The sequence below is a fragment of the Streptomyces sp. NPDC015171 genome (assembly GCF_043079545.1).
Classification (GTDB): domain Bacteria; phylum Actinomycetota; class Actinomycetes; order Streptomycetales; family Streptomycetaceae; genus Streptomyces.
Map to the genome: position 1 here is coordinate 20732 of NZ_JBIBUO010000034.1, position 13995 is coordinate 34726.

Consider the following 13995-nt stretch of genomic DNA (forward strand, 5'->3'; position numbering starts at 1 on the left):
GCTGTGGCATACGGCGGCCCGGACCCGGTCAGCCGCAAGGGCGGCTCAGCCGCATCCGCCCGCGTGGCCGTCGTCGACGGACCGCTCGGGCTCGGTGAGCGCACCCCCCGGGTCGGCCGGGGTTTCCGTGAGTCCGGGAGAGCGGCTGGTGAGCGCCGCCACGAAGGCGGGCAGCCGGTCGACGCCCCAATACTTGTCGTAGTGGTCGACGAAGAACGGCACTCCGAAGACGCCGTCGCGCTGGATCTCCAGCAGCACCCGCACGCCCTCGGCACGCAGCTCGGGATCATCCGACGCCGACGCCAACTCCTCGTCTTCGAGGCCGAGTCGTGCACCGAAGCCACCGATCACCGACCGGTCGCAGATGTCCTGCCCGAGCTCCCAGCGGGCCCGGGCGGCGAGCGCGATGTACTCGGGGCCCATGCCGTGCCTGACCGCGGCCAGATAGCCGAGGTGCGGCACCTCCCATACCGGCTCGCGGTCCACGGGCCAGCTCAGCGACAACCCTCGCTCGGCGGCCAGACGCCGCACGTCCTGGAGGACGTAGCGGTGCTTCTCCGGGCTCATCGGGGTGTAGGGGAAGGACCCGCCGGCCTCGTCGAGCAGCTTGCGGCTCAGCTCGTCCGGCTCGAAGAACGGTACCCACTCCAGGGCGGCCGCCAGACGCGGGTGGTGGGCCGTCAGGTCCCGGTAGGCGAGCCAGGAGTAGGGACTGCGCAGCGAGAAGTAGAAGCGCGGGGGCCGCCGGGTGCGGCGGCCCCCGCCCGCCGTGCCGCTCACAGCGCGATGCCGCCGTCGACCTGGAATACCTGGCCTGTGATGTACGACGCCTCGGGCGAGACCAGGAAGGAGACCAGCGCGGCGACGTCCTTCGGGCGGCCGAACCGTTTCAACGGGATGCGGCCCAGCATCTCCTTCGACACCTTCGGCGGCAGCACCGAGGTCATGTCGGTGTCGATGAAGCCGGGCGCGACCGTGTTGGCCCGGATGCCGTGCCGGCCGCCCTCCTTCGCCAGGGACCGGGTGAAGCCCATGATCCCCGCCTTGGACGCCGAGTAGTTGGTCTGGCCCGCGTTGCCCGCGACCCCGGCCACCGAGGAGAGCGTGACGACGGCACCGCCGCCCCGCTTGATCATCGAGAAGGCCACCGCACGGCAGAGGTTGTAGGTGCCGTCCAGGTTGGTGCGCAGCACCGCGTCCCAGTCCTCGTCCGGCATCAGCACCAGCGGGTTGTCGCGGGTGATGCCAGCCGAGGTGACTGCGGCAGACGCCGGGCCCAGCTCGTCCTCGGCCGAGGTGATGAAGTCCCGCACCTGGGCGCGGTCGGTCACGTCCAGCCGCCGGGAGAGCACCCGGCGGCCCAGCTCGCGCGCCTCCTTCTCCACCAGGGCGGCGGCCTGGGCGTCGGAGCGGTAGCAGAAGCCGATGTCGTAACCGTCGCGGGCCAGCCGTTCGACGACCGCGCGGCCGATGCCGCGGGACCCTCCGGTGACCAGGGCGACCTTGTCGCCGTGGGTGTCACTCGCTACGGACATCACGTCGTCTCCTCATACCTTCGACAGGGCGCGTTCGGGCGCCTGCAGCAGTTCCGAAACATCACGCAGCGCCACCACGAAGGAGCCGATGCGCAGTACCTCACCGCCGGCGGCGTACGTCTCGCCCGCGAGCATTGCCGTCTCGTCGACGGACTTCACCAGGCGCACCCGGTGCTCCAGGACTTCACCGGGGTGGACCCGCACGCCGAAGGTCACCTCGTTGAGGGCGCCGGCGAGTTCGACCTTTCCGGCCAGCACGTCCGGGTTGGGGTTTTCCCACACGGACAGCAGCACCGCCGACTGGGCCCAGGACTCGATCACCAGGGAGGTGGGATAGGCGTAGTCGGCAGGTGCGGCGTCCTGGCCGAGAGGCGCGTAGCAGGGCTCATTGCCGGAGACCGCCTTGAGCGCGGTCAGGCTCTCGCCCGGCGTCACCTGTGTGACGCGGTCGACCAGGAGGATCTCCCCGCGGTGCGGAATGGTGTTCTTGATGCGGTCGAAGCCGTACGCCGTCATGAGGTGCCCTCTTCCTGGTCCCGGCCGTCCAGGACGCGGTAGCGCAGCCGGATGTCGGCGACCTTGCCGCGGTTGGTGGCGATGGCCGCCTTGAACAGCAGGCCGGACGCGTTGTCGGCGACCGTGACGTCGGCCAACACCCGGTCGCCCGGGAAGACGGGCCGGTGGAAGCGGCACCGGTCCATGGCGACCAGCTCCACCTCGCCGGTGTGGACAACGTCGCCGGACGGCTCGGCGACGGGATTGTCCCTGGCCCACTGACGGACCGTGCGGTCGGCGGCCTCGATGAGGAACACCCCGGGCAGCACGGGGAATCCAGGATAGTGCCCGGCCATCACCGGGCCGTCCTCCGGTGCGTCGAAGGCGCCGAGCGCGCCCGTCGGGCCGGTGCGGATCAGCTCGAGGTCGCCCAGTGGCGAGGCAGCGCTCACCGGGTCTCCCGCAGCTTGCGGTCGAGCAGTTCGTAGGTGCCGTGCAGCGAGGTGATCGAGGCCAGCTCGGCTTCGGCGAGCTTGACGCCGTACTCCTTCTCCAGTCGTACGGTGATCTCCAGCGCCATCAGCGAGTCGACGTCCAGGTCCTCCGTGAAGTGGGCCTCGTCGGTGACCTCGGCGATGTCCAGATCGAGCACGTCGGCCACCAGGTCACGCAGCTGTTCCTTGTCGAGTACGGTTGTGGTGGTGATGTCGGACATGGGGTTCATGCGTCCTTCCGAATGGTGGTTGGCGTACGAGAGGTGCAGGAGCGGGTGGCGTCGCCGGGAGGCTCTGCGGTGCCCACCGGCGGCGAATTACGCGCCTAGCCCCGCATCGAGGGCGCACGCCGCGTCACCGCGCGCCGATGCGCAGGACGACCGCCCCGGTCTGGCCGTCGGGGTCGACCGAGGTGACGAGCACGGGGCGGTCCGCTTCCGTCGCGGTGACGGCGGCTGCCAGCTGGAGGGAGGCGGAGGCGGCGCCCAGGTCGCCGAGCAGGTGGCGCAGGCGCAGCCGGGGCGGCTGATGCTCACCGAAGACCGAGGCGAGCGCCGCGTCCTCACGGCCGCCGAGCGGGCCACCGCAGTCGGACGGCACGAGCAGAGCAACCTCGTCGGGCCGTACGTCGGCCTCCTTGAGGGCTTCGGTGACCGCACGCATGACCGCGTTGGTGGCACGCTCCGGGGCGTGGAAGGCGACGAAGCTGCTGCCGAGCAGCGTGGCGAGCGCGGGGCGACCGTGGGCGCGGGCCCGGCCGAGCGGCTCCAGCAGGAAGAGCGCGCAGCCCTCGCCGAGCGGCCCGGTCGGCTGCTGGTGGGGGCCCGATGCGCGGGCCCGGTACTCCAGCCAGGCACGCTCGGTGGAGAACTCCTCGACGGCGCCGCACAGGACGGCCTCGCAGTGGCCCCGGCGCAGCAGCCGGGCCGCGTAGTTGAGGGCGAGCAGGCCGGTCAGGGCGCCGCCCGCGACCGTGGTGTTGGGGCCGCGCAGGGTGTGCCAGATCGCGCTCTGGCCGGCGGCCCGGTTCATCACGGTGTTGGGGAACAGGGCCGGGTCGACGTGGAAGGGCTTGTCGCCCGTCAGGGAGTCCCGGGTGAAGTCCATGATGCTCTGCACGCTGCCGTGCCCGGTGCCGAGCACCATGCCCACGGCCTCCGGGTCGTCCTCGGCGAGCCCGCCGCCGGCCCGCTCCAGGAGCATCCCGGCGGTGGCGACGGCGAGCGCGGTGGCCCGGTCCATCGACCGGGTACCCTTGCGGCCCAGCACCGCCCGGATGTCGAAACCCGGGATGTGCCCGGACCGTTCGTAGGGGCCGAGGTCGAGGGCGTCGTCCGCGGCGCGCACGCCATCCCGGCTCTCCCGCACCCCCTCGGCGAAGGCCTCGGCACCGAGCCCGTAAGGCGAGGCGGCCGACCAGCCGGATACGACCAGGGTGTCCGGGTCCGCGCCGGTGGCAAGACTGACACTCATCGCTGTCTGCTCCTGTCGGTGAAGGTCGGGAGGTGAAGGTCGTGGCCGGTCAGCCCCAGGCGCCCGCGGCGGCGTGCAGTTCCGCGCCGTCGACGCCGATGGTGTTGCCGGTCAGCCAGGAGGAATCGGTGCGCGACAGCAGCGCGACGGCGTCCGCGACGTCCTCGGGCCGGGTCAGCCGGCCGTGGGGGTTGTTCTCGGCGGCGCGCTCGACGTAGCCGACGTGTTCCGGGATGCGCCGCAGGGCCGGCGTGACGGTGGTGCCGGCGCGCAGCGCGTTCACGGCTACGCCCTGGGGGGCCAGTTCGCATGCCAGCTGCCGGACATGGGCCTCCAGGGCGGACTTGGCCGCCGAGACCGCGCCGTAGCTGGGCAGCGCCTGGGAGGTGCCGGCGCTCGTCATCGCGTAGACCTTCGAGCCGTCACGCAGCAGGCCGGCCGCGAGCAGGTCCTGGGTCCAGTACACGAGGCTGTGCGCCATGACGTCGAGGGTCATCTCCAGCTGGCGGGCGGTGATCTGCTTGTCCCAGCCGGCGCGCGGCAGAAACGGCACGAGGGTGCCGAAGGCGAGCGAGTGGACCAGGATGCGGACCCCGCCGGTACTGCCGGTCAGCTCCGCCAGCCGGGGGACGACCTCCTGCCGGGTGCTCCGGGAGGCGGCGTTGGCGTTGAAGAAGTGCGCCTCGACGCCCTTGCCCCGGATCTCCCCGATGAGTTCCTCGACCTCCTCGGCGCGCGACGCCGTGTCGAAGTGCACGCCGGCGACATGGACGCCCTCCTCGGCAAGCCCCAGGGCGATGGCTCGCCCGATCCCGCTGGAAACCCCGAGGACCAGGCACCAGCTCTCCTCAAGCGACTTCAGCATGCTCTGACTCCTGTGTGCGGTGGGGCGGTACGGCGGACGTGGGAGGTAAGGACGGCACGGTCACAGGGGAAACACGCACCAGCGCCACATGCCCGGCGCCGGTCGCGCAGACGACCAGCCGGCCGACCCCGTCCCGCGTGGTGACGGCGTGGGCCACGGCCAGGGCAGGGCCCAGACACCCGGTCCGCGGTGCCGGATCCGCCACCGGGCCGAGGCCGGGGTGTTCCGGGGTGCCGGTCAGGGGAGCGCCTGCGGGCGGGACCGGGCGGCGGGCGGCCACCGCGGACGCGACTGCCTCGGCGACCGGGGAGCCATCCAGGTCGAGGTGGAGCATGACGGGGCGGTCTCCCGACCCGGTCAGCTCCGCCAGCGCCGTGGTGAGGGCGCGGTCGGCGCGGGCCCGAGCCGCCTCGTCGGCCAGCGCGGCAGGCGGTACGAACAGGGAGCGGGCCCGCACTGTCGCGCGTACCGCCGAGCCGCGGGCCCGCGCCCCGGCCGGGGTCTCCAGCGTAAGTACCGCGGCGCCCTGCTCACCGCGACCGCCCCGGCGGTCCGGGACGGGTTCCTCGGTGGCCGCCAGCACCAGCGCGTCGGCGCGGCCGGACGCCAGCACCACAGCCGCGGTGGACAGCGCGTCCAGCGCCGCCGTACGGGCCGTGGCGACGGTCAGCGCGAAGCCGTTGAGGGCAAGCTCGGCGGCCAGCCGGTTGCCGAGGACGTTGACCGCGAAGTACGGGGCCGAGGTGGGGGAGACACCCGCCGCGCCCGACTCGGCGACAGTGGCGTCCATGGCGTCGAAGAGTCCGGCGAGCCCTGCGTTCGTGGCGAGCAGAAGCCCGCGCCGGGCGGCCGGGACCGCGTCGGGCCGGCCCCCGTCGGCGAGCGCGCCCCGCGCCGCGGCGAGGGCGTACTGGGCGGCCGGCGGAAGGTACTTGTAGCCTCGCGGCCCGAGGCGCTTGCGATGGTCGAACCAGTCGCCGGCATCCGCCATCGGCACCCCGCCCGCCGCCGCGGCCACCTCCGGCGAGTCACCCCACGGCGTGACCACACCGGCACCGGTGACGACAAGTTCGTCCGCGGACACAACCGTCATACCGGCACTTCCCCCTTCCTTCCAGCTGCTGCGGGCCGCCCCTTGCCCGCTCCGAGCCCCACCGCGTCCGCGCCCCCCGCCAGCACCAGCGACGCGTTGTTCCCACCGAACCCGTAGGCGTTGACCAGCACACGCCGCGCCCCGGCGGGCAAAGGCACCGGCTCGCCCTGCGGCAGCAGCACCGCGCACTCCGGGTCCTGCTCCTTGAGCGGCACGTTCGGCGGGACCGTGCCGTGGCGCAGGATCAGCACCGCGGCCACGGCGGCCAGCGCGGCAGACGCCCCACCCGCGTGGCCGAGGAGTGCCTTGAGGCTGTACAGCGGCACGCGCGCGGCACGCGCCCCGAGGACGCGGTGCAGGGCCCGGCTCTCCAGGACGTCGTTGAGCTTGGTGCCGGTGCCGTGCGGCACCACGCAGCCGATGTCGTCGGCCGCGCCGCCCACGGCCTCGCGCATCGCCCGCACGATCTGCTCGCCGTCGGCCCGCGGCGCCGTCGGATGGTCGGCGTCGCAGCTCCACGCGACGGCGGAGAGCCGCGGCACGCCACGGCCGTCACCGGTCGTCTGCACACCTCGCGCCCGGGCATGGGCCGCCGACTCCACGACGACAATCCCCGCGCCCTCGGCGAACACCGTGCCTTTGCGGTCGGTCTCGAAGGGCCGGCAGCGCTCCGGGTCGACGGCACCGAGCCGGTTGAAGCAGCCGAGCGCCACCCGTGAGTACGCGTCGGAGCCGCCCGCGATCACCACGTCCGCTCTGCCCGCGCGCACCAGATCCGCCGCGATGCCGAGCGCGTACGCCCCGGCCGCGCAGGCGTTCCCGATGTCGTGGACCGCGCCGAACAGGCCGAGTTCGGCGGCCAGCGCGCCAGCCAGGCGGAACGGCGGCGTCCAGGCCCTGTCGTCCCCCCGGCCGCGTTCGTTGGCGCCCGGTTCGCCCATGCAACTGCCCAGCACGACCGCCGTACGGGCCGCGGCGAGCGCCGCCGCGTCCAGTCCTGCGTCGGCCAGCGCCTCGGCGGTGGCGAGCGACGCGAACCGCGTCGCCCGGTCGGCCGCCAGGTCGGGGTCGGGCACCAGGCTGATCAGGGGCAGGTCCATCCGGGCGAGCGGGTCCGCCGACCGGTCGGGCAGACGGGTGCCGGCCGCCGTCATGGCCCGCCACAGAGTGTCGGCGCCCGCACCGTGACAGGTGACGGCGCCGACCCCGGTGACCACGACCTCGCGGTTCATACCGTCCGGCCCTCCAGGGCGGCGTTCATACGGTCATCGAAGGCCACCAGGGACCAGTCACGACGGTTCTCGATCACTGCGTAACCGTGCGTGATCCGGCCGGTCGCCGTCTGCACCAGCTTCCCGTCCCGTACCACATAGGTGTCCATGCGCGAGTCGTACGTGAAGTCCTTGAAGACGCTCTCGACGGTGAGGACGACGTACATGTCCTCCTCCATACGGGCCTCGTCGAGGACGGTGATCCGCGAGTGCGGCACCACCGGGATCCAGTTCTGCTCGTCCAGCAGCGTCTTGATGGACACCCCGCGATCAGCGACCAGCCGGTCCTTGGCCTCCTCCATCAGCCGGAGATAGCCGGACATCTGCTGACGCTCGGTGAAGTGGCAGTACCAGTAGGGGATGCGGAACTTCCACGCGTACGCGTTCCGCCCGGCCGTCAGCTTCTTGACCAGGTCGTCGGCGGTCAGATCGGCCTCGACGGGCTCCGGCGTCCAGCCGGGCGTCGCGGCGAGCCGGTCGACCGCGAACGGCGCGAGCGCGGCCGGCAGCGGCTGTTCGCCGCCGCCACGCGCGTCCAGGCGCAGCTGGACGCGGACGGTCGAGGTCACGGCCTTGAGCAGGGTGTCGCGCCGCACGTGCAGGGTGACGGCGAACAGCAGCTCGTCGTCCTTGGCCCTGCGATGCGGGCCGACCTCGGCGACGGCCGTGTCGTCGATGTGGAAGGCGTGCATGATGCGGGTGTCGATGTCCACGATGTCCGTGCACAGGCCGTACACCTCGTAGATCTCGCCCGGCGCGACACCCGCCTGCCTGAGGTGGTTCAGTACGGCTTCCTCAACCATGTAGTTGACATGCTTGAACCCGATCCAGGTGCAGATGTTGGAGCCCTCGTAGCGGGGGCGGATCTCCAGGGAGCTGGGCTCCTTCAGGGCGAGGACCGAGGCCTCGATGTCAGCGGTGCGGGTGGTCGTGGTCACGTCGACTCCGGTGCGTAGAGGTGGAGTTGCGGAAATGGGTGAACTGCGGGTGGGGCAGAGGGCGGTACGGTGACGGCCCTACCCTCCGCCAGGCGGTCGGGGAAGGCCTCACTCAGCAAGGTGTGCACCGCGTCCGCGAACCGCCGCGGCTGCTCCGCCATGGCGAAGTGGCCGCAGTCCTCGAAGAGTTCGAGCCGGCCGTCGGTCAGCGCCCCGGCCAGTTTGCGGGCGTCGTCGGGCGGGGCGGCGAAGTCCTCCGTGCCGGCCACCACGAGCACCGGCAGGCGCAGTGCGGCGACATCGAGGTCGGGGCTGCGCAGGTACGCCCCGAAGAACTGCTGCCAGCCGTAGGGGCCGATCCGGTCCCGCACCCGCATCGCCATGGCGGCGCGCAGCGCGGGCGTGATGCGGTCGCCCGCGCCGATCCGCAGCCCCTCTTCCAGGATGCGGTGGAAGCCGCTCAGGTAGTACAGGGCGTCGTCCCAGGTGAAGTCCCCGGGACTGCGCCGGTGGAAGGGCGCCACGACCACGGCGGCCCGCGGCCCGCGGCCGGCTGCCCGGCGGGCCAGCACCTCCAGGGCCGGTCCCGCGGTGAAGGAGTGCACGATGACCGCGTCGGCCCCGCCGGGCACCGCGTCGAGCGCCCGCTCCACGTGCTCCGCCGGGTCGTCGTGCACGCTCCAGCCGGGGTCCCCTTCCGCTCCCCACGGCAGGAGGCCGTCCCAGATCTCGAGGCCGTCCAGGGCCAGTTCCTCGTACGACCGCCACACGGAGGTCGACCCGGCCAGCCCGTGCAACAACAGCACCCGCACCGGCACGGAGCCGTCCCGGGCCCCCCGCCGCAGCCGCACGGTGGCCGTCCGCCGCCCGTGGACACCCAGGAGCCCGGCCGCCAGGCCACCGCTGGATGGCCCGCCGGCCGGGCCGGCGGGACGGCGAGGCCGAGCCTGGCCCATCGGTGCTCCGGACGACGGTCGCTCCCGCGACTCGGGCGCTGTGCCGCCGGCGTCCGGTTCGTCCGGGCCGCGGTGCCCGCACCGACCCGTCCGCGCCTCGCGGGCCGGCTGACCCGGCACGCGGGGCGTCGCGTCCGAGGACACGCCAGATGACGGCCACGGGCCCCCGTCGCTGGTCATCGTGTGCCGCCCACGGGCCGCGCTGTCGCGGGCTTCGCCGGCGCCATCGCGCGGCCGGTCAGCAGGAGGGCCGCGCTCGCGTCGTCCCAGCCCGCGTCGCCGGTGCCCGCGCTGGCCAGCACCGCCTCGGCGTCATCGGGGCGGTCACCGGCCCGGCCGTCCAGCCAGACGGCAGCCGCCGCGCACTGCAGGACGCCGAGCGCGCCCGAGGCGGGTCCGTACAGGGCGGACAGGTCGTGGACGGGCGCGTCGCTCGCCCCGGTGCCCAGTCCCGCCGCCGGAGCCGTCCCCCCCTCCGGGTGTTCCGGCACGCACCACAGCCCGATCGGCCCGCCATACCGGGATCGCACCGCGGCCACCGCATCGGCGTGGCCGCCCCGGCGGGCGTAGGGGCCCACGGCGGCCAGGTGCCGTGCGCCCCGGGCGCCGGCCGACGCGGCCGACTCCACGACCAGCGCGACCGCCCCGTCGAACAGGTCGGGAACCGCAGCCGGGTTCTCCCCGGCCGACGCCCCGGGCGTGCCCGTGACGTGCCGGACGGCAGCGTTGTCCGGCTCGACGCCCAGGACCAGCACCCGTTCGACCCGGCCGGCCGCGATCAGCAGCCGTGCCCAATTGACGGCGTCCAGGCCGGACGTCGGCCCGTTGCACAGCGTCAGGTTGGCGCCGCGCAGCCCGTGCGTGATGGCCACCCAGGAGGCCACGACGTTGCTGGAGGTGGCGGGCAGCATCATGGGGCTGGTCGCCAGATAGGTGGACACGGCGATGGTCTGCACGGTCTCGCAGACCGTGTCGGCGTTGCCGTAGTTCGTGCTGGCCACGACGCCCACGCTCTCGCCGGGGACGGTGAGGTCCCCGTCGTCGTCGGTGAGCCCGGCCGCGCGCAGGGCATCCGCGGCCGCGGCCATGCCGAGCTTGGTAGCGCGGTCCTTGTAGCGCAGCCCGCGCCCCTTGAGCCGGGAAACGGGGTCGGCCGCGTCCCGGTGGCCGACGGGCAGCGGCCCGAGCAGGTCCTGCGGCCCGGTCAGCCCGCGTACAGCGGTACCGAGCCCGATGATCACGGCGTGCACCGTGCGTTCGGTACTCACTGGACTCCTCCCCCGGGACGCATCGGATGCCGCGGGGCTTCGTCGTCGACACGCTCCACGACCGCGACCGCGTTGAGCCCGCCGAACCCGAACGAGTCGATCTGCGCCAGCCGCAGCGGCTCCTCCGGGCGCACGGCGCCGCCCCGCACCAGTCGGAAGCCGGCCACCGCGTCCACCGGGGTGTCGAGATGGACCGTCGGCGGAATGGTGCCGGTGCGCATCACGTCGACCGCCGCGACCAGGCTGTGCAGCCCGGAGGCGCCCGCGGTGTGCCCGGTCATCGACTTGATCGCCGTCATGTAGGGGGAGGGCGTCAGGCCGGCGAACACCGTGCCGAGCGCGCTCGACTCGGCCTCGTCGTTCAGCGGGGTGCCGGTGCCGTGCAGCATGACCAGGTCGATGTCCGCGGGCAGCACCCCGGCTCTGCGGTGTGCTTCCTGGACGGCGGCGGTGATGCTCTTCACGTCCGGTGCCGACGGGTGGTAGGCGTCGCAGTTGACGGCGACCCCCCGCACCCGGGCGTGCGCCCGGGAGCCCGGCCCCGGCCCGTCCGCCTCCCGGCGCAGCACCACCGCCACCGCGCCCTCGCCCTGGAGCATCCCGCGCCGATCCCGGTCGAACGGACGGACGCGGTCGGGGGCTTCGGGGTAGCAGCGGTCGAGCAACCCGTACGTGCTCTCGGTGATGGTGTCGACCCCGGCCACGACGACGGTGTCCGCCGCGTCCAGGTCGAGCAGGTCGGCGCCCAGCGCCAGCGTGTACAGCGACGCCGAGCAGGCGTTGGCGACGGTGTGGGTGTCGGCGGCGCCGAACCGGTGCCGCAACATGGTCCCGAAGTGCAGGTCGGCCGCGTCGAACGAGGTCCCGTCCCGCCACGAGAGCTCCACCGAGCGCAGCTCGCGCAGGGTGGTGCCCACCAGCACCGGCACCTCCGACAAATCGTCTCCGAGTCCGGCGTCCGCCGCGGCCTGTGCCACTGCTCGTTCGAGCCAGCGGGTGGCCCGCAGCGGCACGTCCACGCCCGGCGCCGGACGGTCATCGATCTCGTACGCCACCTGTGCGCGGAACTTTTCCCGGTCGTAGCCGCGCAGCGGTCCGAGCCCGCTGCGGCCGGCGATCAGCGAGTCGAAGATCTCCTCGACGTCGACACCGATGCTGGCGACGGCGCCCATCCCGGTCACGATCCAGCTCACACCGCGCTCCCCACAGGCTCCGTACGCTGCCCGTCGCGGTACGCCCCGAGGATCAGCACGGCGTTGTTGCCGCCGAACGCGAGCGCGTTATTCTGCACGACGTTCAGCTCCGCCTCGACGGCCCGGTTGGGCACGCAGTCGACACCGCACTCCGGGTCGGTCTCACGGTGGTTGATGGTCGGCGGGACGAACCCCTCGGTGATCGCCAGCGCGCAGGCCGCCGCGGCGACCGCGCTGGCCGCCCCCATGCTGTGGCCGATCATCGATTTGATGGAGACCGTGCGGGGCATGGACCCCTCACCGAACACCTGACGGATCGCGCCCGCCTCCGTGATGTCGTTGGCCTTGGTGCCGGTGCCGTGCGCGGAGACGAAGTCGACCTGCTCCGGCCTCACCCCGGCGTTGCGGTGGGCGATCCGGATCGTCCGCGCGATGCTGTCCCGGTCCGGAGCGACCGGGTGCAGGGCGTCGCAGGCGAGCCCGTAGCCGAGCACCTCGGCGTAGATGCGGGCCCCGCGGGCGAGCGCGGAGTCGAGGCTCTCCATCAGGAGGATGCCCGCTCCCTCGCCGGTGAGGATGCCCTCGCGGTCCGTGTCGAAGGGCCGGCACACCTCGGGGGCGATGGTGCCGAGCCGGTAGAAGCCCGTGAACGTCTTGCGGCACGCGGCGTCGGCGCCACCGCACAGGGCGATGTCGACATCACCGCTGCGCAGGGCGTCGTAGCCGTAGCCGACCGCGTAGTTGCCCGCAGCACACGCGGTTGGGATCGTCACGGCCTCGACGTCCTCCAGCTCCAGCTCGCGCACGATGCCGGCCGACAGGCGCCCGGCCGGGACGCGCCGGGCGACGGCCGGTTCGTACTCGCCGGGTCCACCGTCCAGGCTCGCGGCGACGAGCTGGTCGAGATCGCGGGACTCGCCGTCCGTGGTGCCCACCGACACCAGGGAGCGGCGGGAGCGCACGTCCGCCACGGTCAGGCCGGCATCGTCGACCGCCATCCGTGCTGCGGCGACCGAGAACTGGCTCGCCCGGCCCAGCTCCTCGGGGTCCTGCCGCGTGATCCATCGTTCCGGTGTGAAGTCGGTGACCTCGCAACCGTTGGCATGGGCGAATCCGGTCGTGTCGAACGCGGTGATCGGCTTGACGCCGCTGCGTCCCTCACGGAGCCCGGCGGTGAAGGCCTCGACACCGATGCCGATGCTGGTGACCACACCGAGCCCGGTGATGACCACCCGGCGGCCGGCGGCCTCGGGGTGCGGGCGCCTGGGCCCGTCGTGACCTCGCTCGTCCGTGCTGATCGAAGCATTCATCGAAGCTCACCCATCTGGCGGTCGGGACGACGGATCAGCTTCGAGCGGCCTCGGCCACCACCGCGTACACGCTCTCCAGGTTGACCATGCGGCTCAGCTCGCTCTGGTCGATCGTCACCTTCTGGGTCCGCTCTAGGGCTGCGAGGATCTCGATCGCGCGCAGCGAGTCCGCGTCGTGCTCCTCCTTGAAGAGGCTGGTTTCGGTTACCTCGTCCTCGTCGATCTCCAGAATGTCGCAGACGACTACCTTGATCTCCTGCTTGCGGGCAGTGTCAAGGCCGTTCGTCAGGTTCACGTTGGTCATCTCGACTCCCATGCGGATCGGTATCGGAGTCCGGTGACTCCGCCCGTGTGATGAGTCGAGGGTGGAATCGGTCGCTATACGCGGCCTATACAAGGTCCGCCCCATCAGCCAGCCCAGCTGAGCGGCGCGCAGTTCCCTCAATCAGCCCGACCATCCAGGTCGCGCAGGGCCCGGTGCTGCACCAGGACAGGAGGCGTGGTCATCGTCCCACTGGCCGGGATGACGCCGGGCATCTTCACTGGCACCTGTCTGGCCACTCTCCGGACTCGCCGAGATCATCAAGGCCTGCTTCATCGCCGCCCGATGATCACCAACCTCGGCGAGTCCGACTCCGAGGCGGCCGCATCCCAGTGGGGTCACTCACCGCCGGAGGTCGACAAGAAATCCCGCGGCGACCTGCTCTGCTTCATCGTCCTCGACGGACTCGCCAAGCTCACCGTTCTACGACGGTGTCCTATGTGGTGAGGCGGACGTACCGCTTGTAGCAGCAGACGGCTGCGGCGAGGCCGAGTAAGGCCAGGTAGTTGCGGGGATTGCGTTCATAGCGAGGGCTTAGTCGGCGGTAGCCGGACAGCCAAGAGATGGTCCGCTCGATCACCCACCGACGGCGGCCCAATCGTTCGCTGGACTCGACGCCCTTGCGGGCGATGCGCACCCCGATGCGCTTGCCGCGTAACCATTTTCGCAGGGGGGAATGTCGTACGCCTAGGTTCTGTCTCTTTGGTCAGCGTCGGGTCCAGATGAGGATGCCCGCGAGGTGGAGTGCGGCCTGGTAGGCGATTGCGAGCTTGTCGGTTCGT

Annotated in this window: 16 protein-coding genes and 1 pseudogene; 1 reads left to right on the top strand and 16 read right to left on the bottom strand. The window is 72.5% G+C overall.

Annotated features, from left to right (window positions below; all coding sequences use genetic code 11):
• Positions 1-45: 45 nt before the first annotated feature.
• The 15 genes from ACF073_RS40515 to ACF073_RS40585 all read right to left on the bottom strand — a co-directional run bounded on the left by ACF073_RS40515 (position 46) and on the right by ACF073_RS40585 (position 13195).
• Positions 46-780 (bottom strand): 2-hydroxychromene-2-carboxylate isomerase, encoded by a 735-nt coding sequence (locus tag ACF073_RS40515; RefSeq protein WP_392076560.1) that lies wholly within the window; start codon positions 778-780, stop codon positions 46-48.
• Positions 777-1535, bottom strand: a complete 759-nt coding sequence (fabG, locus tag ACF073_RS40520) for a 3-oxoacyl-[acyl-carrier-protein] reductase (protein ID WP_392076561.1) — start codon at positions 1533-1535, stop codon at positions 777-779. The genes ACF073_RS40515 and fabG overlap by 4 nt, the downstream gene beginning before the upstream one ends.
• Positions 1536-1547: 12 nt before the next feature.
• Positions 1548-2051 carry a 3-hydroxyacyl-ACP dehydratase FabZ family protein gene (locus tag ACF073_RS40525; protein ID WP_392076562.1) on the bottom strand — a complete coding sequence of 168 codons (504 nt, stop codon included), beginning with the start codon at positions 2049-2051 and terminating at the stop codon, positions 1548-1550.
• The gene (locus tag ACF073_RS40530) at positions 2048-2482 is read right to left on the bottom strand and encodes a 3-hydroxyacyl-ACP dehydratase FabZ family protein (protein WP_392076563.1); all 435 of its coding nucleotides are present in this window, start codon (positions 2480-2482) and stop codon (positions 2048-2050) included. Before ACF073_RS40530 ends, ACF073_RS40525 begins: the two co-directional genes overlap by 4 nt.
• Complete coding sequence (locus ACF073_RS40535; protein ID WP_392076564.1) at positions 2479-2754, bottom strand: acyl carrier protein; 276 nt, start codon at positions 2752-2754, stop codon at positions 2479-2481. Before ACF073_RS40535 ends, ACF073_RS40530 begins: the two co-directional genes overlap by 4 nt.
• Before the next feature lie 124 nt (positions 2755-2878).
• Entirely contained in the window at positions 2879-3997 is a 1119-nt protein-coding gene (locus ACF073_RS40540; RefSeq protein WP_392076565.1) for a beta-ketoacyl synthase N-terminal-like domain-containing protein, read from the bottom strand.
• 49 nt (positions 3998-4046) lie between these two features.
• Entirely contained in the window at positions 4047-4862 is an 816-nt protein-coding gene (locus ACF073_RS40545; RefSeq protein WP_392076566.1) for an SDR family oxidoreductase, read from the bottom strand.
• Positions 4846-5955: a beta-ketoacyl synthase N-terminal-like domain-containing protein gene (locus tag ACF073_RS40550; RefSeq protein ID WP_392076567.1), complete on the bottom strand. Its 1110-nt coding sequence runs from the start codon at positions 5953-5955 to the stop codon at positions 4846-4848. Before ACF073_RS40550 ends, ACF073_RS40545 begins: the two co-directional genes overlap by 17 nt.
• Complete coding sequence (locus tag ACF073_RS40555) at positions 5952-7187, bottom strand: beta-ketoacyl-[acyl-carrier-protein] synthase family protein (RefSeq protein WP_392076568.1); 1236 nt, start codon at positions 7185-7187, stop codon at positions 5952-5954. The genes ACF073_RS40550 and ACF073_RS40555 overlap by 4 nt, the downstream gene beginning before the upstream one ends.
• A complete protein-coding gene (locus tag ACF073_RS40560; RefSeq protein ID WP_392076569.1) occupies positions 7184-8164 on the bottom strand; it encodes a hypothetical protein in 981 nt (326 codons plus the stop codon). The genes ACF073_RS40555 and ACF073_RS40560 overlap by 4 nt, the downstream gene beginning before the upstream one ends.
• Positions 8161-9015: an alpha/beta fold hydrolase gene (locus ACF073_RS40565; RefSeq protein WP_392076570.1), complete on the bottom strand. Its 855-nt coding sequence runs from the start codon at positions 9013-9015 to the stop codon at positions 8161-8163. The genes ACF073_RS40560 and ACF073_RS40565 overlap by 4 nt, the downstream gene beginning before the upstream one ends.
• 281 nt (positions 9016-9296) lie before the next feature.
• Positions 9297-10388 (bottom strand): beta-ketoacyl synthase N-terminal-like domain-containing protein, encoded by a 1092-nt coding sequence (locus tag ACF073_RS40570; RefSeq protein WP_392076571.1) that lies wholly within the window; start codon positions 10386-10388, stop codon positions 9297-9299.
• Positions 10385-11581 carry a beta-ketoacyl synthase N-terminal-like domain-containing protein gene (locus tag ACF073_RS40575; RefSeq protein ID WP_392076572.1) on the bottom strand — a complete coding sequence of 399 codons (1197 nt, stop codon included), beginning with the start codon at positions 11579-11581 and terminating at the stop codon, positions 10385-10387. The genes ACF073_RS40570 and ACF073_RS40575 overlap by 4 nt, the downstream gene beginning before the upstream one ends.
• Complete coding sequence (locus ACF073_RS40580; RefSeq protein ID WP_392076573.1) at positions 11578-12891, bottom strand: beta-ketoacyl-[acyl-carrier-protein] synthase family protein; 1314 nt, start codon at positions 12889-12891, stop codon at positions 11578-11580. Before ACF073_RS40580 ends, ACF073_RS40575 begins: the two co-directional genes overlap by 4 nt.
• 34 nt (positions 12892-12925) lie before the next feature.
• Positions 12926-13195, bottom strand: a complete 270-nt coding sequence (locus tag ACF073_RS40585; RefSeq protein WP_392076574.1) for an acyl carrier protein — start codon at positions 13193-13195, stop codon at positions 12926-12928.
• 303 nt (positions 13196-13498) lie between these two features.
• Here ACF073_RS40585 and ACF073_RS40590 point away from each other — a divergent pair, with 303 nt between their 5' ends.
• Complete coding sequence (locus ACF073_RS40590) at positions 13499-13660, top strand: hypothetical protein (protein ID WP_392076576.1); 162 nt, start codon at positions 13499-13501, stop codon at positions 13658-13660.
• Here ACF073_RS40590 and ACF073_RS40595 read toward each other — a convergent pair.
• Positions 13650-13883 (bottom strand): annotated as a pseudogene (locus ACF073_RS40595) (transposase); the annotation flags it as partial. The gene ACF073_RS40590 and the pseudogene ACF073_RS40595 sit on opposite strands and share 11 nt — an antisense overlap.
• Between the last annotated feature and the right edge of the window lie 112 nt (positions 13884-13995).